Annotated in this window: 15 protein-coding genes; 12 read left to right on the top strand and 3 right to left on the bottom strand. The window is 65.9% G+C overall.

What is annotated here, in order from left to right; genetic code table 11:
- The 12 genes from HMPREF1138_RS01065 to HMPREF1138_RS01010 all read left to right on the top strand — a co-directional run.
- Positions 1-575: FHA domain-containing protein (locus HMPREF1138_RS01065; protein WP_009055462.1), on the top strand; the 575-nt coding region annotated here is incomplete at its 5' end.
- Entirely contained in the window at positions 568-1,476 is a 909-nt protein-coding gene (locus HMPREF1138_RS01060) for a PP2C family protein-serine/threonine phosphatase (protein ID WP_009055473.1), read from the top strand. The genes HMPREF1138_RS01065 and HMPREF1138_RS01060, both read left to right, overlap by 8 nt.
- Positions 1,469-3,595 carry an FHA domain-containing protein gene (locus tag HMPREF1138_RS01055; RefSeq protein WP_009055449.1) on the top strand — a complete coding sequence of 709 codons (2,127 nt, stop codon included), beginning with the start codon at positions 1,469-1,471 and terminating at the stop codon, positions 3,593-3,595. Before HMPREF1138_RS01060 ends, HMPREF1138_RS01055 begins: the two co-directional genes overlap by 8 nt.
- On the top strand, positions 3,595-5,133 hold the full coding sequence (locus HMPREF1138_RS01050) for a serine/threonine-protein kinase (protein WP_009055480.1): 1,539 nt from the start codon (positions 3,595-3,597) through the stop codon (positions 5,131-5,133). The genes HMPREF1138_RS01055 and HMPREF1138_RS01050 overlap by 1 nt, the downstream gene beginning before the upstream one ends.
- The gene (locus HMPREF1138_RS01045) at positions 5,130-5,900 is read left to right on the top strand and encodes an FHA domain-containing protein (protein ID WP_009055466.1); all 771 of its coding nucleotides are present in this window, start codon (positions 5,130-5,132) and stop codon (positions 5,898-5,900) included. The genes HMPREF1138_RS01050 and HMPREF1138_RS01045 overlap by 4 nt, the downstream gene beginning before the upstream one ends.
- Positions 5,897-10,354 (top strand): FtsK/SpoIIIE domain-containing protein, encoded by a 4,458-nt coding sequence (locus HMPREF1138_RS01040; RefSeq protein ID WP_009055451.1) that lies wholly within the window; start codon positions 5,897-5,899, stop codon positions 10,352-10,354. The genes HMPREF1138_RS01045 and HMPREF1138_RS01040 overlap by 4 nt, the downstream gene beginning before the upstream one ends.
- 158 nt (positions 10,355-10,512) lie before the next feature.
- Entirely contained in the window at positions 10,513-10,809 is a 297-nt protein-coding gene (locus HMPREF1138_RS01035; protein WP_009055458.1) for a WXG100 family type VII secretion target, read from the top strand.
- Between the two features lie 66 nt (positions 10,810-10,875).
- Positions 10,876-11,163 carry a hypothetical protein gene (locus tag HMPREF1138_RS01030; RefSeq protein ID WP_009055464.1) on the top strand — a complete coding sequence of 96 codons (288 nt, stop codon included), beginning with the start codon at positions 10,876-10,878 and terminating at the stop codon, positions 11,161-11,163.
- Positions 11,163-12,881, top strand: a complete 1,719-nt coding sequence (locus tag HMPREF1138_RS01025) for a hypothetical protein (protein ID WP_009055476.1) — start codon at positions 11,163-11,165, stop codon at positions 12,879-12,881. Before HMPREF1138_RS01030 ends, HMPREF1138_RS01025 begins: the two co-directional genes overlap by 1 nt.
- A 99-nt stretch (positions 12,882-12,980) precedes the next feature.
- Complete coding sequence (locus HMPREF1138_RS01020; RefSeq protein ID WP_009055478.1) at positions 12,981-13,721, top strand: hypothetical protein; 741 nt, start codon at positions 12,981-12,983, stop codon at positions 13,719-13,721.
- A 154-nt stretch (positions 13,722-13,875) separates the two neighbouring features.
- Positions 13,876-14,403, top strand: coding sequence for a hypothetical protein (locus HMPREF1138_RS01015; protein WP_009055471.1), 528 nt, complete (start codon positions 13,876-13,878; stop codon positions 14,401-14,403).
- Entirely contained in the window at positions 14,388-15,248 is an 861-nt protein-coding gene (locus HMPREF1138_RS01010) for a variant leucine-rich repeat-containing protein (protein WP_009055468.1), read from the top strand. Before HMPREF1138_RS01015 ends, HMPREF1138_RS01010 begins: the two co-directional genes overlap by 16 nt.
- Before the next feature lie 81 nt (positions 15,249-15,329).
- Here HMPREF1138_RS01010 and HMPREF1138_RS01005 read toward each other — a convergent pair whose 3' ends face one another.
- The 3 genes from HMPREF1138_RS01005 to HMPREF1138_RS00995 form a co-directional block, all read right to left on the bottom strand.
- Positions 15,330-17,714 carry a sensor histidine kinase gene (locus tag HMPREF1138_RS01005; protein ID WP_039936369.1) on the bottom strand — a complete coding sequence of 795 codons (2,385 nt, stop codon included), beginning with the start codon at positions 17,712-17,714 and terminating at the stop codon, positions 15,330-15,332.
- The gene (locus tag HMPREF1138_RS01000) at positions 17,714-18,217 is read right to left on the bottom strand and encodes a response regulator transcription factor (protein WP_009055455.1); all 504 of its coding nucleotides are present in this window, start codon (positions 18,215-18,217) and stop codon (positions 17,714-17,716) included. Before HMPREF1138_RS01000 ends, HMPREF1138_RS01005 begins: the two co-directional genes overlap by 1 nt.
- Before the next feature lie 449 nt (positions 18,218-18,666).
- On the bottom strand, positions 18,667-19,530 hold the full coding sequence (locus tag HMPREF1138_RS00995; RefSeq protein ID WP_009055460.1) for a metal ABC transporter permease: 864 nt from the start codon (positions 19,528-19,530) through the stop codon (positions 18,667-18,669).
- Between the last annotated feature and the right edge of the window lie 119 nt (positions 19,531-19,649).

Genomic DNA, 19,649 nt, shown 5'->3' with positions numbered 1-19,649 from the left:
CGACGCCGCCCACGCAGGTCTCCGCGCAGGCGTCCGCGCCGGCGGCCACGGCGCCGTCCTCGGACTACATTGGCTCGACCCCGTGGTCGAACTCGGACTCCGATGCGGCTGAGGGCGAACCCGCGGCGACCGCGCAGCCGCTGTCCTTCTCGCCGCCCTCGTCCGCCTATTCGACGAGCGCGCAGGCGCCTGATTCTTCCCTGCCCCAGGACGACGCTGACGACCGCACGCAGCTCGGGGTGCGCTACGACACGGCTCGCGTCACCTTCGACACGGGAGTGACGTACCCCTTCGGGGGAACGATCGTGCTCGGGCGCAACCCGCTCGCCCCGGCCTCGCACCCCACAGCATCCCCCGTCCCCGTTGACGACCCGCAGCGGAGCGTGTCGAAGACCCACGTGGCGCTGACGGCGACTCGCGAGGGGGTCCTCGTCGAGGACCTGCACTCGACCGGGGGAACGGTCGTCGTTCGCGCCGACGGTGAGGAAACGCCGGTCCTGCCCGGTGCTCCCGTCCACGCGCGAGCCGGAGACACCGTCCGCTACGGGCAGCGGAGCGTGGTCATCGATGGATAGCGCAATCGCCGAGGCGGTCGGCCCCGGGGGCGCACGGCTCGTCATTGCGCACGCGGCCCGCACGGACGTGGGGCGTCGGCGCGTCCGCAACGAAGATTCGTGGGGTGCGTCCTTCCCCGCCTACTTCGTTGCGGATGGGATGGGCGGCAACGACTCGGGCGACATCGCGTCGAGGGCCGTGGTCGATGCTGTGTGTGGCTCGTTGGAACTCGGCGCGTTCGCGACGCCAGCCCTGCTGTCGGAGGCGGTTTCTCGCGCCGCGGCCTCGGTTGGTGCGCTGGGTACCGGACACCGGGCCCCGGGGTCGACGCTGACGGGTGTTGCCTTCCAGGAGTACCGCGGCAAACCCTGCGCGGCCGTGTTCAACATCGGTGATTCCCGTACCTATTTGCTCTCCGAGGGCAGCTTCGAGCAGATCTCCGTGGACCACTCCGAGGTGCAAGAACTCCTTGACGCGGGGTGCGTCACCGACGTCGAGGCCCGGGCGCTTCCCCGGCGCAACGTCATCACACGCGCGTTGGGGGCAGGAATGTCCGGCGATGTCGCCGCGGACATTTTCATGGTTCCCGTCCACCGCGGCGACCGGTGGGTGATCTGCTCCGACGGGCTGTCGGGGGAGGTGACGGACGCGCTCATCGAGATGATCGTGCGACACGTGACGGATCGCGAGCAGGCGACCGACGAGCTCATCGCTCAGGCGCTGGGCGCCGGAGGAAAAGACAACGTCACCGTCATCATCGTGGATGTTGTGGAGGCCGCGCCCGAGTGGGGGCAGCCGAGCAGCGGCGATGAGACGGTCGATAACGATGCGACCCTCAGTGGCCCGACTCACGCTGGCCTGCCGTCGGTGTCGGCGCAGGAGGGACCGCACGCACACGGAGTGGAGGAATGCCATGCGTAGACGCACGTGGACGCCCGGCGGCTACCCTGCCGCTGTGACCGAGCGCGGGATTTTCGTCCTGGAGCCGGGTCATGAGGCGCTCGCCCAGCGATTCTGGGAACTCATGGTGGACGGCGCAGACCTGCCTGTCTTGTTGCAGGAACTGACGTCCGCGTTCGCCGCTAACCTGGCGTCGCTGCCCAGTTTTGTCGCAATCATCGACGAGGCCGGTGGCGCGCACATCGCGGTGCGCGGCGCGTTCGAGGTCGTCGTCGATGGACCCGAGGGGCCGACGTCCGTGGCCGGAGGCAACGTCATCACGTGGTCCGAGTATCGTTTCCGCACGCACTCGGGGTGGCGGATCGCCACGCCGGTGGACGACCTCGGGCCGGAAGAAACGCCGTGGCAGGCGCTCAGCGCGGTTCTGCCCGTGTCCACGCTCGCGTCGGGCACGGTCGGCGAGGTAGCGTGCGGCACGCCCGCCGATTCTCCCGTCAAGTCCGTGGGCTGGGACGAGGTCGCCCCCGCTTCTTCCGAGACTCTGTCCTCCGAGCCTGTGTCCTCCGCGAGCGCCGTCGTCACTCCGGACGAGGTCTCCCCCGCTCTCGGTGCACCCGTTCCCTCTGCGGGCGCGCAAGCGACCCCCGAGGTGTCGTTGACTCCTGATCCCGCCCCCGCCGATTCGGGCGACGCGCCTGCCGACGGCGAGGGTTCCTCCGCCGATCTCTCCTGGCTCGCGGAGGCCTCGTCCGGGTCTGACGAACCGACGGGTGACGCCGACGAGGCGCTCATGGTGGTCGAGGATGACGATTCCCCCGCCGCGGCCTTCTTCGCGGCGGCTGCGGCCCCCTTCTTCGAGGAGGAGCCCCTTGGCTCTGAGGTGCCCGCCCCCCTCGCGGACGACGAATCTGACGAACCCGACGCGCACCCGTCGGCGCCCCTCCACGACTGCGAGGATCCCGCAGCCGAGGCGTTGGCCCAGGCCGAGAGCACGGGGGAGGAAACGCAAATCCCCTGGTACGATCGCGAGGAGGAAGCGGAGGAATCCTCGCCGGGTGACGACCGCGTCTCCTCCGGTGACGCGCAACCGGACCCCGAACCCGAAGAGGAACAGGCATTATCCCCCGCCATCGACGCGGAGCCGGGGTACGCGCCCGGGGAGCAGGGCAGCGAGGATCGTGTCTCCCCCTACGAGTACCTCTACGACGACGTGACCCGTGCGGGAACCGTCGAAGACGCGGCCGTTCGCCATGTTCGAAACTCCGATGTCATCGACGACGACCCCGTTCCCGTTCCCCCACCCCACGGCCCCTTCACCGGTAACGTGCAGGAGGCTGACCAGGAACCCGCCCCCGCCCCATCCCTGCCTATCTCGAGCGTTCCGCTCCCGGCCACGCCCGCGCAACCTGAACCCCCGCTCGACGTGCCACCCGGCGGCTTCTTCATCGACTCCGTCCCCGGGGTCTCCTCGGACGCGCACTCGACCCCCAGGGCGAAGCCGAGCGCGACCTACCGCCGCTTTATGGAGGCCACAGCCGACGGCGACCACGATGGGATGACGACGCTCCCTCAGCGCGCCCGCGAGCTACGCGACTATGCCCGCCACGTCAACTCTGAACCCGACGAGTCATCGCAGTCCGCGTCCGTGCGGGTCTCGCCATTCGCACAGGCCTCCCCCGCCGCGGTCGGGCCGCAGGTCCTGGCCGTCTTGTGCGAACAAGGCCACCCGAACGCGACCCATGCCTCGTCGTGCCGAGTCTGCTCATCGCCGCTGGGCAGCACCGCCGTGACCGTCCCGCGCCCCAGCCTGGGCCGGATCGTCTTGTCGACGGGGGAAGAAGTGGCACTGGAGCAGGACATCATCATCGGGCGTCGCCCGCGATCGAGCGCAGGGGCCGGTCGGCAACCCGCGCGCCTGGTCATCGTCCCAAGCCCCCGCAAGCAGATCTCACGCAGCCACTGCGAGCTACGGATCGACGACTGGGACGTGCGCCTGCACGACCTGGGTTCCAATAACGGAACGTACCTGACGCGCCCCGGGCAGGCCCCCGTGCGCCTGGACGAGAACGTTCCCACGGTGCTCAAACCGGGAGACGTCGTCGAACTGGGTGAAGAGATCTCGTTCCGGATGGAGGAGTAATGCGACGGCCACTTGACCCCCCAGCGATTCCCAACGCGACATTCGTCCGACACCTCGGTTCGGGCGGCTTCGCCGACGTCTACCTGTTCCGCCAGCTGATGCCCCAGCGTGACGTGGCGGTCAAGGTCCTGCGACCGGACTCCAATGCCCAGGCCTCGGCCGCCTTCGACGCGGAAGTCAACCTGATGGCCCGCGTCTCCAACCACCCGTCCATCGTGTCCTTTTACACGGCGGGAATCACGGACGACGGCCGCCACTACCTGGTCATGGAATACTGTCCGCCCCCACACTTGGGCCAGCGCTCCAAAGAGCACCGGATCCCCGTGTCGCAAGCGCTCGACATCGGCGTGCGCATCGCCGGAGCGGTCGAGACGCTTCACCAGCGCGGGATCATTCACCGCGACGTGAAGCCCATGAATATCCTGTTCACACAGTTCGGGCACCCCGTCCTCACTGACTTCGGCATCGCCGCGCAGACAGGAACGGACGAGGAAACAGCCGGCGGGTTCTCCGTCGCGTGGGCGCCTCCCGAACAGCAGGACGGGACAGGCCCCTTCGGGCCCACGATCGACGTCTACTCCCTGGCTGCCACCGTGCACGGCATCCTGACGGGCCACTCGCCCTTCGAGGTTCCCGGAGGAGACAACCGCGAACTCTCCGTGCTCAACCGGGTGCTGCGTTCCCCTGTTCCCACCATCGGTCGAAGCGATGTGCCCGCGGAACTTGAGCGTATCCTCGCGATCGCCATGTCGAAAGACCACAAGCGGCGCTACCAGTCGGCACGCGAATTTGCCCTCGCCCTGCAGCACGTCCAGTCCTCGCTGCGCCTGACCCCCACTCCCTTCGAGGCCATGGGCATGGAGGCCCCCACCACCGCCTACGAGGACGACGAGGGGGAAGAAACCAACGCCGCGCCGATCGCCGTTTTCTCCTCGCATGCCCCGACCCCGGCCTCGTCCATCGCGGACGAGGACGACCGAACCGTCACCGTCTTGACGAAGGTGGACCCCGTCCCGGCGCCCGCGAGCGCACCCGCGCCCGCAGCTGCGCACACACCCGCCTCTGTGCACGCGCCCGCGTCGGGGGACGCGTCAGGGGCCGAGGACGAGGAACGCTCATCCAAGGGCTTCGGCGCGGTCGTGGCGGGGTTCTTGCTCGTGGTTCTGCTCCTCGGAGGCATCGCCTTCGGCGTGTGGACGGTGCTGCGCGGTGAGGGAACCACGAAGGCTCCCACGCAGTCCGCGGCCGATGCTCCTCCGCTTGACGGGCTTCCGTCGGCCAACGCGAACGCGTCGGTCACCGGCCTGTCGGGGACGCTCACCCCCGATGGCGTGACCTTCACGTGGGACTCGGCGGGGGCGGGAACCACGTACCTGTACCACGTCGAGGACCCGAAGGAAGAGCACGCGGTACGTCAGACGAAAGAAACCTCGGTCACCGTGCCCGCCGTGCCCGGGCGCACGTGTCTGTCCGTCGCCGTGCGTAACTCGGACGGACGCTCGTCCAACGAGGCCATCGAATGCGTGGAGACGCCATGAGCACCGCGGGCAACGAGCACGAGGCGATCGTGGAGGAGTCGGCGGTTGTCGACTACTGCGGCGAGATCTACCCGATCCGCGCGGATCAGGAATTCTTGATCGGACGCGAAGCCGACCTGTGTATCGACGACAATCCGTTCCTGCATCGGCGCCTCGTGCGCATCAGCTGTCACGACGGCATGTGGTGGCTGGATAACGTCGGGTCGCGCATCGCGGTCACCGTCGCCGACGAGTCCGGGTCTATGCAGGCGCGGGTCGGTCCCGGGGCTCGTATCCCGCTTGTGTTCGACTCGGTCGTCGTCGTGTTCGCGGCCGGTCCCACGACCTATGAGTTCTCCGTCACCGTGAAGGGGACGACGTTCCGCAGCTACAGCGCCCCGGCCGTTGACTCCGGCGACGTCACCGTCGGGGAAGCACGTTTCACGCCGTCACAATATCTGCTGATTCTGGCGCTGTGCGAACCCTGGCTGATGCAGGCCGGGTCGGGTCCCACCGACATTCCTCGTAACGTCGAGGCGGCGGCCCGGCTGGGGTGGTCGATCACCCGTTTCAACCGAAAACTCGACAACGTCGCCGACAAGCTTGATCGGATGGGTGTTCCCGGCATGCGCGGTCGGCCCGGGTCCTTGGCGACGCACCGGCGCGTCCGACTGGTCGAATACGCGGTCGCCGCGCGGCTGGTCTCCAGCGCAGACCTGCATCTTCTCGACGAGGAGAAACAACGTAACCGCGCCTCTCAAGCGCCCACCGGGAAGGACCGGAGATGAAAATCAAGCTGACGCTGCGCGGGCGCGGACACAGTGACAACGACCTGCTGGTCACCACCGACTCAACTGCGACTGTCGGCGATGTCGCGGCTGCCCTCGCCTCCTCGGGTCCGTCTAAGAGCGCGGGAACACTCGCGTCTCCGGATTCTCTGACCCTTCGTGTTCTGGATCCTGCGGACGGGCGCATCGCTTCGGTTCTCCCCTCGTCTGCTTTCGTCACCGAGACGGGACTTCAATCGGGGTCTCTCGTCGACATCGTGTCGACGAAGGACGCGATCACAGCGGGCGGCGTCGCCGGCGAGCTGCGCGTCTTGGATGGAAATGACAGGGGCATGTGCGTGCCCTTGTACTTCGGCGGCACCACCGTGGGCCGCGCGCCCTCCTGTACGGTGATGCTCAACGATCGGCGAGTGTCAAAGACTCACGCGCGTATTACCGTTGGCTCCTGTATCGAGATTCATGACCTTAATTCCGCCAACGGCGTTCTCGTTGGCAACCATCGCGTCCAGCATGCCACGGTGACCCCCGGGGACGTGATTCTCCTCGGGGACACGCAAATCCAGCTGGTTCAGACGAAGATGCCCGAGTCGACGGGGGAATCGACTGACATTGGTTTCATAAGGTCGCCCCAGGTCATCCCTCACACGAGCGCTCGGACCGTCAAGCTCCCCGAGGCGCCCACGCGTCCCAAGCCCTCGCGTTTCCCGATCATCGGCCTCATCGCGCCGCTGATTATGGGCGTGAGCATGTTCCTCATGACCCGACAGCTGACGAGCCTATTGTTCGTCGTCCTCAGCCCGGTCATCATGCTCGGCTCGTGGTGGGATCAGCGCAGGCAGGCGAAAACCGAGTTCGCCGAGGCCATGGGACGCTTCGAGGATGCCCTGCGCATCACGCACCAGGACCTGGAGGAGAGTCGGCGCGAGGACGTGGAATCACGCCACGCGCAGTATCCTCCGATCGACCAGGTCATCGCGGGGGCCCTGCGTCGCGACGGTTCATTGTGGATGCGGCGGCCGGAACACCCGGAGTTCCTCAAGTTTCGGCTCGGTCAGGGCATGGACGTCGCGAGGGTCACCATCGAAGGGGCGGATCAGCGCTCTGGGCTTCCGGAGGCCATCGCCAGGGTACGTGCGCTCGCTGACGAGTATTCCCGGGTCGCACACGTTCCTCTCGTTGCGGATCTTCGGGCCTCCGGCGGCTTGGGCCTGTGCGGTCCGGCGGACATTCTCAGGCAGGCGCGCGGCGCGATTGCGGCGCAGTTGGCGGCGCAGTACTCCCCCGCAGAAGTCATCGTCACGTGCCTGACCTCCGCTGAACGGGTGGATGGCTGGGAGTGGATGAAGTGGCTTCCCCATTCCTCTTCCCCGCACTCCCCCTTCGGCTCCGGCATTCACCTGGCCTCCGACTCCACCTCGGGCAAGGTTGTGCTCTCGCAGCTTGAGGGACTCCTCGAAGCACGCAGCCAAGGGGATCCCAGCGAGGTCTGCGACCGAGGCCCCGACGTTTCTTCCGCACCGAAGGAGGAGGCCTCGGGCGAGGATTCAACCAAGGAGTATCCGAATCCCATTCCCGCGGTGGTCGTCTTCGTCGACGACGTGCTGGTGGACCGAGCGCGTCTGAACCGCATTGCTGAGCTCGGCCCCGACAGGGGAATCTATGTCGTGTGGATGGCCCCGACGTTCGCCGAGCTGCCAGCGGCGTGCCGCTCGTTCATCGCCTTCAATGGCGCTCAGGCGTCCATCGGCGATGTCCGGGCCTCGCGCGCGCTCCAGGACGTGTCCGTGGACCGCGTATCCGACGAGGAGTTGGCTTGCCTAGGCAGGTCACTCTCGCCTCTCTTTGACGCGGGCGTCCCCGTCGACGATGACTCGGACCTGCCCGGCTCGATCTCCTACGTGGACCTGACGGGCCAGGAACTGGCGGACGATCCCAATGCGCTCATCGAGCGTTGGAGGGCCTCGCACTCGATCATCGACCGCGCTCCCGGGCGCCCACACAAGAAGATCCCTGCCGTTCCTCTGGCCGCCCTCGTTGGCCAGGGCGCGAGCGAACCCATGCAGCTGGACCTGCGCGTGCATGGCCCGCACGCGCTGGTCGGCGGCACCACTGGCGCCGGCAAATCCGAGTTTTTGCAGGCGTGGGTCCTCGGCATGGCTCAATCGGTCTCGCCTGACAGGCTGACTTTCCTGTTCGTCGATTACAAGGGTGGTTCCGCCTTCGAGCAGTGTACGGAGTTGCCGCACACCGTCGGCTTGGTCACCGACCTGTCGCCCTACCTGGTACGCCGTGCCCTGACCTCACTGCGCGCAGAGCTGCGCTACCGCGAGCGACTGCTGAGCGAGAAACGGGCGAAGGACCTCGTCACCCTGGAGAAGTCCGGGGATCCCGACTGTCCCCCCTCGCTCGTCATCGTTGTCGACGAGTTCGCGGCGCTCGTGAACGAGGTCCCGGAGTTCATCGACGGCGTCGTCGACGTTGCGCAGCGGGGACGGTCCCTCGGCCTCCACCTTATCCTTGCGACGCAGCGCCCCGCTGGTGTCATCAAGGACAACCTCCGTGCGAACACGAACCTGCGCGTCGCCCTGCGCATGGCCGACATCGATGATTCCCAGGACGTGCTCGGCGACCACATGGCCGCCCACTTCCCGCAGAACACGCCCGGTCGTGCCGCTGCGAAAACGGGACCCGGCAGGATTTCGGTATTCCAGTCGGCCTACCCCGGCGCCCGCACGACCGAGGGTCTCAAGACCACGCAGGTTGACATCGAAGCACTGGGCTTCGGCATGCCTCAACCGTGGAAGACGCCCGAACCCCCCAAGCCCCGCGACGATGTCCCCACTGACATTTCCCGCGTCGTTGGCACGATTCGTGCGGCCGCCGAGAAAGCGCAGATTCGCCCGCCTCGCAAACCGTGGCTGCCTGAACTCGCGCAGACCTACAACCTCGCGCATTTGCCCCAACGCTCCGACGATAAGATCGTCCTCGGAGTCTTGGACGATCCTGAGGAACAGACGCAGGAAGTCGAGTATTTCCGCCCCGATCAGGACGGACATATCGCCTACTACGGGGCGTCGGGTTCCGGAAAGACGACAGCGCTGCGTTCACTCGCTATCGCAGCAAGCATCACGCCTCGCTCCGGTCCCGTCAATGTCTACGCCCTCGACTTCGCTGGCGGCGGCCTCGACATGCTCAAGAAGCTCCCCAACGTCGGCGACGTCATCGTCGGCGACGACGACGAGCGAATCGCGAAGCTCATCACCATGCTCGGCGACATCGTCGAGGAGCGCTCAGTCTCCTACAAGGCGATCAACGCCAACCACTTGACCTCCTACCGCGAGCTGTCGGGGTACAAGGACGAACCCCGATACCTGGTGCTCATCGACGGGATCGCAGCGTTCGCCGAGACGTACCAGCTCACTGGACGCTACGCGGCGATCTGGAGCCGCTTCCAGCAGGTCCTGTCGGATGGGCGCGAAGTCGGCGTTCACTTCGCGGTGTCGGCCGATCGACCGCAGGCCATTCCAAACTCGATCGCAGCGTCTTTCCAACGAAAAGTGGTCCTACGACTGACCGACGAGGACGCCTATCTCTATTTCAATCTTCCACGCGATGTCCTGAGCGCGTCGAGCGCGCCCGGTCGCGCGATGCAGGTGGGCAACCCGAACCTCTTGCAGCTGCCGATCCTGGGCACGAACGTCACAGACTTCGCTCAGGCCAGGGAAATCGAGTCGCTCGCCGGGACCAGATACATGCGTCAACGCACGCGGCCGGCACCGATCCGTTCCCTGCCGCTCGATATACCGGCGCGCGAGGTCGACCTCACTGTCGATGGACGCCCGGTCATCGGTGTCGAGGCTGGTTCGCTCGCTCCGATGCCGCTGCGCCCTGCGGGCACTGTCGCCATCACCGGCCCCGCCCAGTCGGGCAGGACCAACATGGTCCGGTGGCTGGCCCGCAGCGTCCACCGCGCATTCCCGAACGCGGTCATGCTGCACGCGAGCGCACGCCGCTCCCTGGTGGCGAGGGAACCGCTGTGGACGGAGACGGCGCAGGGGGCGGACAAGATCGCGTCCATGCTGATCAAGCACGCCCACCTGTTCGAGGAGGAGGCGCCGGACAACACGCCGGGAGTCGTCCTCTTCGTCGAGGGCATCGGAGAGTTCTCCTTCTCCGCGTGCGATCAGCAGCTGCAGGACGCCATCGCCTCGTCGAAGGCCAACGGTCATCTGGTCGTTGCCGAGGCCGACGTGTCGGGTTGGTCGTTCGGCGGCTCCCTGGCATCGGGCGTGCGCAGCGGGCGAACCGGGATCGTCCTGTGTCCCTCGCCCGGTGAGGGTGAGAACGCTGTCGGCGTCGCCGTGCCCGGCGTCTCTGGGCGCGAAGCCGTGCCGGGCCGCGGGTACTTTGTCCAGTCCGGTAAGCAGTGGAAAGTGCAGGTGCCCCGAGTATGACAAGACCCGATGGGGACTAGTCCCCATCGCCCATGACAAGACCGAATGATAGTTTGAGGTTACGGGCTAATCACCCTATCCGACGTGGGAACCGTCGGCCCGAACACACCAGACCTCGATACCCACCCCGGGTATCCCATTCTCAACGGAGGAACACAATGGCAAACCTGAATGTCACCTACGACCAGATGCAGTCCGCGGCGACTCGTCTGCGCAACGGTCAGAACGATCTGCAGACCAAGCTCAACGAGCTGCGCTCGCTGGTCCAGCAACTGGTTCAGAACGGCTTTACGACGTCGCGCGCCTCGGGCGCCTTCGACACCGCCTACCAGGAGTTCACCCAGGGCGCGACCCGCACGATCCAGGGAATCGACGGCATGGCTGATTACCTGAACAAGGCCGCTCAGGCACTTCAGCAGACCGACGAACAGCTGGCGCAGTCCATCGGCAAGTAAGGTCATCATCTCCTGGGGCGCGGGCGAGCGCCCGCGCCCCAGGCTCGATGCAGAAAGGAAACGCCCATGCCGGACCTACAAGTCGATATCAGCGAGTTGCGCAACCGGTCTAAGTCCCTGCGCGCAACCGCCGCTCTCCTTAACGACGTCAAAATCGACGCCTTGGACATTGCCTCTGTTGTCGGCCACGAAAGGCTCGCGGGGAAAGTCAGAGAGTTCGGCAACAACTGGGACACCACCCGGGGCCGTTTCCGCGATCACCTGGAGGCGCTGGCGAAGACCTTCGACGCCATCGCTGACACATTTGAAGATCTCGACGGAAAGCTCGCAGAGGCGCTGAGGAGAAAGAAATAATGAGTACCCTGCCAGGAGAACCCGCCGCCCTGAAAACGAAGGTTGAGGGGCTGATCACCTCCGCGAACAGCATCCAATCCGCAATCGACGACCTCAATAAGTTCGTAACGACGTCGAAGTCACAGGCCGTCGCGGCCACGCATAAGGAGGTACAAAACGCCAAGAAGAGCCTGGAGGCGGCACACGGCCGATACAAGAACACAGGCCTAGCTCTGCGCGAATACCAGGTGGTCCTCGCCGACTGCCACAAGCGCGCCGACGCGGCTGCTGCCCGGGAGGAGAGCGCCAACCGGCAGCGCAACGACGCACAGCGCACGGTGACCGCGACAAAGAAGCGTCTCCAGCAGCTGCAGAGTTCCCACGTCCCCTCCGTCAACGTCCAGAACGCACAAAACGCAGTCCAGCAGGCGATGAGTAACGAACGTCGGGCTGCGAAGGCGGCGACCGACGCATCGACGGAAATCGCTCAGATCGCCCAAGAGGTGGATGAGGCAGCTGGCCGCACCATCAGCAAGATTGACACGGCGATGTCTGGCACCAAAGACAACTGGCTGGACAAGATCTCTCAGTTCATCAACAAGGTCGGCCAAGTTCTCGCTGATATCACCCAGTGGGTGACGAAAGTTCTCAAAGAGGCGATCGAGGGAATCGCCAAGGTGCTCGCGAAAGTTATCGAAGTACTATTAACGATCGCCTTCACTATTCTCTTGATCGCAGTTGGATTCGCCATATTTCTGGTTACAGAAATACTACTTCTGATACTCGGTGCTGTACTTCCAGCTTCACTGCTGTTTTACCTTTCCCTCGCAAATCTCACAGGCGCGATGATTCTGTTCTCCTGTGGGCAAAAGATACTTATGGGCTTCCATAACATTGGCTGCGAGATTTCGACTCTTGTCACATGTCCAGCAAACGTCCATTACGGCGACAACGGGGAGACGACGGACACCATCAACACGCGCCCGGGCAAGGAGGGCCTCATCCGGGACAAGATGGACCTCGCAGGCAGGCCCCACCCCCGCGGAGATTGGAAGGAGCCTCCCGGCTGGCACGAGGTGAGGCCGGCGGAGCTGCGGAAACTGGGTATCGATCCGACGATCCTCGAGGACAAGAAGACCGGCTTCCACGCGACACTCTTCCGGGACGACAACGGACGCTACGTCCTGTCCTACGAGGGAACAAATTTCAGTGACCTGAGAGGCGACGTGCGCAACGACGCAATGGGGGCAGGAGCCACGTCTGAGCAAGTACATCAGGCGATCCAATCAGCTACAGTCATCAAGCAGCGCCTGATGGCCAACGGCGTCACCGCGGGCAACTTCTCCCTGGCCGGCCATTCCCTGGGCGGGGAGCTGGCAGCAGCGGGTTCGATCGCGACGGGGTCGAAGGCGACGACCTTCAACGCTGCGGGATTGAGTTACACGAGCATGACGCTCGCTCGAGAGTCGGCAATACAAAACGGTTTCTTCACCTCCGACGTTGATGCGCGTGCCCGCGTCGAAAACTACCACTTCACCACCGATCCACTGACCTTACTGCAGAGGCGGAGCTCCCTGCCGGAGGCATATGGGAAGCAGATCGAAGTCCAGGCATCCGTGGAGGATCTGAACAATTTCTACGACCTCGAACGGGGACATGGGCTTGACGCGATGAAGCGACAGTACGACGCGCAGAACTGGTTTTTGTACGACCACCCGCAGAAATCGGAGCAGCGGTGAGATTCGCCGATTCTCCTGCCGAAGCAGGATCTGCCCCATATGAATCCACACGTCGTCCCGAGCAGTATCTGACCTCCACACGAGAAAGCAGAATCAACGATGGCAAGCGATAACAACCTCGGCGACGACCCACGCCTCGTCTTCAACCTGCCGGGCACCTGGTACCCCGTGGCGATCACGGATGAGGGGGCCTCGGAACAGGACGTCGAGCGCATGGTCCAGGGCATTGTCGGCCCGGCGGACGACGCGGCCGTGCTGCGTCGCCAGATGCACGATCAGGTGGTCGATGCGTGTGCCGAGGCCATGGAAGGCGGCGCCGTCGCTATGTACTTCGGCAAGGAGCTGGAAAAGGATGCGCCGTTCCCTGTGAACATCACGGTCTATCAGCCGCCGGGGCTGCGCATGAGCCCCGCGATTGGCACCGAGAGCGAGGAGGTGTTTGGCATCCTCCGAATGGGCTTCGAGGACGCCGACGACGAGTTCGTAGAAGTTGAGGGCGCGAACTTCCGGGCACTGCGCCGCGTGCTCATCGAGAAGGATGATTCGTTCCACGTCGAAGCCCCCGAGGACGAGACGCCGGAGGAGGCGGCCTTGCGCGCCGAGGCGGAGAAGCTTCAATTCGAGCGGATGCGCGTCGATTATTGGGCGCACGTGCCCGACACGAAGCAGATCGTGATCGTCTCTTTCGTAACGCAGATGGCCATGATCAAGCACCTCATGCTCGAACTCTTCGATCTGTTCATCGCGGCGTCTCGTTTCGTCACGGATTCGACCGACCAGGACGACGCAGGGACCGTGACGGAGGCCGAGAACGCGGCCGCGGAGGAATCCTCCAGCTGAGAGCCACGAGGCCGAGGACCGCTGCGACGCTAGTCGTCGGAGGGTGCGGACAAGAGCGACGCCCAGTCCCGCACGTTGTGAGGAAACAAAGGTCGGCTTTGCTTACTCCTCATCACTCTTTCGTACCATTGTTTGATTCATAGGAGAACACTTCATGGAACTTGCGATAGCACTCCTCATTCTCGTCGCGCTCGGCTTCCTCTATTACGGGTGGATACGGCTGCGACAGGAAGCCGAGGCGAAGGCCCGTCAGCTCATCTTCCGGAAAAGCCACCGTGAGGGCGAAGGCGCCGTGGCGCGCTCACACCGCGTGACGCCACGGTCGGCGTCGGCGACAGAACTCCTCGACGCCGCGTGGGCGGCGATCGACGTTCCTGAAGGCACAGAGTCGCTCAACTGGTTGGGTGCCACCATTTTCAAGGTGCGAAGCGACGACCAGAGCACGATCTTCTTCACCCTGAAATGGAAGTACGGCTCCCCCAACTGGATCGCCATGCTGTCTCTCGAAGACGACGGGTCACTGTCGTGGAGCGTCCCCCAAGCGAGACAACTCAACGGTCTGGTACCCGAAGCAAAGAGCCTGGCCAATTTGGAGCGACGAGTCATCAGAGCGCTACGGTTGCGCGATCCCTACTGCGTCATAACGAGCGAAGAAAGTAAGACACAATGGAAGCGTCAGTAAAACACAACATTCCGATTCTCGCCGGCGCCGGCCTGATTGCCATCGGCGCCCTCTGGTTCTTCACCACAGACAACGACGCGACGAAAATACTCCCCCTGCTCCTCATACTCGTGGGAGCCGGCCTAGCGTACCTGTACCCGTACTTCGGTCCCGCTTTGCTGCCCGATCCGCTCGCCGCCGTCGACCCCGAGCCGTGGAGGACCGTGCCGGCCACCAACGAACAGGAGGCGCAGGCATACCGGGCGTGGGTCGAGCAGGCCTTCGCCGCCACGCAACAGCCACCGGGGATGCCGACCGCACCCATGATGGCGCAGAACCCACCGATGGGCGGGACGCAGGCTCGCATGAACGAGGCCGGGGCACCCCAGGCGTCCATGCCCCCTTCCGCGCCGGCTGGGACGCAACCGCCCACCCCGCGCCAGGGCGCCGCAGAAGAGGCCAACCGCCCTGTCTCGATCGGCCCGCTTCCATCATCGACTGACGCCGCACCGGTGAACCAGCCGATCTCTATCGGCCCACTCGTCGCCCCCGAGCCCGACGCTGCGCCCGCCCCGCAACAGGCAACGGAGCCCCCCGCCCCGCAGCCACCCTCACAGGAGCCGCAACCCGCGTCGCCAGCCGACGGGGCCACCGCGCCGGAGGATAACGACCTGGACATGACGCGCGCGACGCCCTCCCCCGCCAGCAGGTTCACGATTGCCGACGCCATCGACCCGGAGACCCCGTGGGACGTTCAGGCGGAGATCGCCCGCATGAGGCCGGACCTGTGGGTGCCCCTGTCGAAGAACCCGTCCCTGTACCCGGATCTCAGGGCCTGGCTCGATCGCCATATCACCAACGAGTAGGTCTGTGGCCAACGCGCGAGGCCCGACGAGTGTGGGGGCCGCCCAGATGGGCGGCCCCCACAGCGCCCCAGGCACCGGACGCTAGTCGCCCGCCTCCCCCACCTCGACGGCGCCCTCCTTGGCCTCCACGACAGCCAGCCCCGCATCGGTGAGGATCGTCGCCGCCCACGGCCTGCCCGCAGGACAGGCGCGCACAACCACACGCCCAGCCCCGGCCTCGTCGAGGGCAGCGACGGCACGCTCGACGATGCGCGTGCGCAAACGCTCCTCGTATTGCGTGCTCCCACCGCGGGTAGCATCACCGCGGTCGTCGAACAGCACAACCTCGACGCCTCGGCTCCGCGCGCGCCTCGCAGCCGCCACGACCTCGGTCCCCGTGAAGTAAGGCGCGCGGATCTCATCGCGCAGTTCAGCCTCCAACAGGAGCGCCTTCATGGAGAGCTCCGGTGTCAGCTCCTGATCCCTGATCGCCTCCAGCGTTCCTCGCACGCGCACGGACACGTCGGCGAGCTTGTCCGCCATGGCCCTATTCGCGCTGACATGCAGCTCTTTGTCCAAGCGCGCCCGGCTTTCGGCTTTCAGGGACCGCTTGATCGCGGACGTCGCGACACCCGACCAACGAACGAGGGCAAACCAGAAGACGAACGTGAGGACGTGACCGATCGAGAAGGAAACGATCAGGAAGGGTGGCCGCCCTTGGATCACGACCCACGCGACGATGGCAGCTTCGAGCCCGGTGAATCCGACGACCGCCTCGAGCGTGCACTGGCGGATGAGCAGGAGAGCAAGCAGGAGCATCGAGGCGCCCGCGCTCCACGACGACCAACCCGGCCATCCCGCCGTGTTCCTGATCATGACGAGCACCGCCAAGTTCGTGATGCCAACCGTCGCGGCGCTCCCCCACGCCACCGGCGTCGGCACCACGCGACCCGGCCACGGCGCCACGAGCGCGCCACCCGATACCGCCATGAGGGCCAGCGCCAGGACGACGGGAACCGTGTGCGTGTAGGCTCCGTGACTGAATTCGATCGCCACCATGTACGTGTGAAAGACAACGCCGGCGACAACGAGCAGGCGAGCACCGCGCGATTCCGCCGCGCCACGGACCTTCGTGTCCCACTGCGTGCGCGACGGGTCCTTATCGCCCTGCCCCACGCGCGGTCTCCAGGCGATAGCCGAGCGGACCACCTGACGGCTCGTCACGTGGCGGCGCGGGGCGCTCCACTCGAGCGTCACCCGCGTCCCACCGCCGGGACGGGAGGCCAGGGTGGCCGACCCCCCGATCGTGCGCATCCGCTCAACGATGGACTGCGACACTCCGTGGCGTCCCTCGGTACCACGCGACACGTCGAAACCACACCCCGTATCGGTAATCGTGACGCGCACACAGTCCCGGCGTCCGACGACCTCAACACGGCACTGGGCGGGCTTGCTCGGATTCGAGGCATCGGAACCGGCGTGCACGCGGACGTTGTTGAGCGCTTCGTGGGTCGCCGCGCTCAGAGCCCGTCCCACGTCGCAAGGAATCCGCCACTGGTCAGAGGGAAGGTCCAACGTCACGCTCCAATGTGGCTGCCCAGGTTCGACGAGCGCGTCGAACACACCGCGCAGCTGCTCGGTATCCATGGTGGCGCTGGAAGGAGGGTCGGGAACCAGCGCGCGCAGAGCGGCATCGGCGCCCGCGCGCGCATCGGAGCGGGCGATCCCCGGTTTGAACGCGAGAATCAGCGCGGAGAGCACGTAGTCGTGGATGAGTCCGTTGCTGCGTGCCCGCGCGCGGCCCCGGGCACACTCGACGGACAGGGCCCGCTCGGCGTCACGGGCACTGCGACGCGACTCGTCGAGGCCTCGAACGGTCGTCAACGTCCACTCAAGCATTCCCGCGTGAGTCACAGCGACAAGTAGGAAGTAGAGGGGGCCGACCGCCGTCTCGAACACCGTGTTGGTGGGGTTGGCCGGTATGAGGGCCATAACCTGCAGGAACGCGATGCCACTGAGGTAGACGGCTGTGTGACGGCCACGCAGGACGGCGATGCAACAGATCGCGGCCGGCAGGTTCAGAGCCAGGATGGGGCTGGTGTCGGAGACGACCGCCTGGTAGTAGACCGGCGGGATCGGCGAAGCGAGCTGGACTGCGGGCATCGCCACGCACGCGATCATGAGGGCCAGGTAACACACCAGGTAAAGGCGTGTCAGCAGGAACCACCCGGTATCGGCGGGGGTCGGCGTGTACCGGCGTTTCCTCACCGTCGTGATGGTCGCCGCGAGCGCGCACATCCCAGCGCACGTGGGCACGATCAGGTTCGGCGAATAGACCAGCCATTGGGCGACGTCAGTCTGTGAGCTCCACGTCGGGATCAGCTGGGGGCCGCTGACGATCGATATGGAAACGGCCGCCAGAACCGCGATGAGGACTATCAGGCGCTGCATCTGCAGCGCGTAGGGGCCGAGCGTGCGCGGGTGCATCACTCGAAGTAACTAACGAGGCCGTCTTCAGCTGCGCGTCGGAAAAGGTCGACGCGGGAATCGGCGTGGCGTCCCGCTTCCCTGTATTTGTCGCGGATTCGAGCGATATAGGTATTGACGGTGTTCTTTGAGACGCTCAGGGTGCGCGCGACGCAAGCAGAACTCTCGCCGGAGGCATAGTGGGTGAGGATTCGTGCCTCGAGGTCAGACAGGTGATCGGCGAGGAAATCTTCGTCGGCGTCGAGCGCGGCGGCCCAGTCGGGGGTGGGGAAGGTGGCGCCGTCTGCGGCGGCGAGGACGGCTTCGACGAGGTCTTCGGGGGGAGCGGACTTGCGGATGATGGACAGCGCTCCCCCGGCGATCGCTCGGCGCACCAGGTACGGGTCGTCGCCGGAGGTGTAGACGACGACGGGAATTGCGCGCCCGGTGAGGTCTGCGATGTTGCGGTCAGGGTCGGAGCCGTCGGCGAGGCGCAGGTCGAGGATGGCGACCTGTCCCCGCAATCGCTTCGCGTCGCGGACGGTCGGGGCCCAGCTACGCCCCGGTTGTTGAACGCGGCTGTCACGCCGAGGCCGACGACGCGGTGATCGTCAATAACGATGATCTCAATGGTGGTGTCTCCCATCGTATCTCCTCCTTCGCGCTGCCCCGGCCTGCCGGGCCGACACCATTTTTTCTCCCAGTCTAATTGCGCAGAAAGGCTTTTTCCAACACCGCCGGTCAGGTGACATTTCAAGTCGCGACAACCGCACGGATCTTCTTGTGAGCGGCATGGTGAGTGGAGGACCCATCGACACGCACTGTGCGCGCGAGAATAGTGATTGTTCGGGTTTTTAGAGGGGCGATGACTGACTGTTGTCATACTCCGCGCTCAGGGACGAGGCCGGGGCTGCCTTCGCGCGGACAGCGCCGTCGGGTGTCCGTTTCGTGGCGGCCCAAGGCCCGGGTTTCTTCAGCGGTTCCCCGCCCCTGCCCCGCGTGCGGTGCCGAGGCCTCGCGAGCGGATCCAGCCGGGCAGGCGCGAGGCGAGGACGGCGCCCGCGCTCATCAGCGCGATGGTGCCGCCGGCGCTCAGGCGTGCGGGGACCGCGATCGCAAGGCCGGCGATTCCTAGCGCCGCGCCGAGCAGCGGGCATCCGATGAGGAAGGCGCGCGAGCTTCGCACGAGGGGCGCGAGCGCGGCGGCGGGGGCGGCGATGAGGGCGATCGACAGAATCGTGCCGACGGCTGGGATCGCGACGGTGACGGCGGCGAGGATGAGGCCAAGGATGATGCGTTCGTCGCGCGAGGCGCCGCGCGCCGCCGCGGGGTCGGCGGGGTCGAAGCAATGGGCCAGGAGCTGTCGGTGCCCCGCGGTGGCGATACCGACGGCGAGGAGCCCGACGGCGCCCGCCCACGCGACGTCCGCGGGCGAGACGGTCATGACGGATCCGGTGAGGAACGAGCTGACCGCGAGGGGAAGGGGTTTGAACCAGGTCGCCAGGAAGTAGCCGGCGGCAAAGCCGGCGGTGAGGACGATGCCCGCGGCCCCCTGGCTGGAAATCCCGGGGATGGAGGCGAGGCGACGCATGAGGGCGACCAGAGGGAGAGTCCCCAGGAAGGCACCGACGTAGAGCGCCGCAGACATGCCCGAGTGTCCGAGGCCGAGGCCGGAGGCGACGACGACGCCGAGGACCGCGCCTGGGAAGGTCCCGTGGGTGACGGATTCGGCGAAAAAGATACGCCGGTCCAGGTAGGCGAAGGCGCCGACGAGCCCGCACAGCCCGCCAATGAGCGCGACGTGGAGGGCGGGAATCATGAGGAGGCTGAGGATCACGATGCCTCCCCCACCGCAAGCGTCGCCGCCCCCCATGTTTCACGCCCTGTTTCACGCGGGTCCACGGCGCCCTGAGGGCCGCCCGAGGCCTCGTCGTGCCCCGCGCGCCGCTCGCGCAG

Source organism: Actinomyces sp. ICM58 (assembly GCF_000283035.1).
GTDB lineage: Bacteria > Actinomycetota > Actinomycetes > Actinomycetales > Actinomycetaceae > Pauljensenia.
Note: the sequence above shows the minus strand (reverse complement) of the source record. Positions and strands in the feature narration are given on the sequence as shown.

Coding starts and splice junctions, on each gene's coding strand:
- HMPREF1138_RS01060 (WP_009055473.1), top strand. CDS start 568: ATGGATAGCGCAATCGCCGAGGCGGTCGGCCCCGGGGGCGCACGGCTC.
- HMPREF1138_RS01055 (WP_009055449.1), top strand. CDS start 1,469: ATGCGTAGACGCACGTGGACGCCCGGCGGCTACCCTGCCGCTGTGACC.
- HMPREF1138_RS01050 (WP_009055480.1), top strand. CDS start 3,595: ATGCGACGGCCACTTGACCCCCCAGCGATTCCCAACGCGACATTCGTC.
- HMPREF1138_RS01045 (WP_009055466.1), top strand. CDS start 5,130: ATGAGCACCGCGGGCAACGAGCACGAGGCGATCGTGGAGGAGTCGGCG.
- HMPREF1138_RS01040 (WP_009055451.1), top strand. CDS start 5,897: ATGAAAATCAAGCTGACGCTGCGCGGGCGCGGACACAGTGACAACGAC.
- HMPREF1138_RS01035 (WP_009055458.1), top strand. CDS start 10,513: ATGGCAAACCTGAATGTCACCTACGACCAGATGCAGTCCGCGGCGACT.
- HMPREF1138_RS01030 (WP_009055464.1), top strand. CDS start 10,876: ATGCCGGACCTACAAGTCGATATCAGCGAGTTGCGCAACCGGTCTAAG.
- HMPREF1138_RS01025 (WP_009055476.1), top strand. CDS start 11,163: ATGAGTACCCTGCCAGGAGAACCCGCCGCCCTGAAAACGAAGGTTGAG.
- HMPREF1138_RS01020 (WP_009055478.1), top strand. CDS start 12,981: ATGGCAAGCGATAACAACCTCGGCGACGACCCACGCCTCGTCTTCAAC.
- HMPREF1138_RS01015 (WP_009055471.1), top strand. CDS start 13,876: ATGGAACTTGCGATAGCACTCCTCATTCTCGTCGCGCTCGGCTTCCTC.
- HMPREF1138_RS01010 (WP_009055468.1), top strand. CDS start 14,388: ATGGAAGCGTCAGTAAAACACAACATTCCGATTCTCGCCGGCGCCGGC.
- HMPREF1138_RS01005 (WP_039936369.1), bottom strand. CDS start 17,714: ATGCACCCGCGCACGCTCGGCCCCTACGCGCTGCAGATGCAGCGCCTG.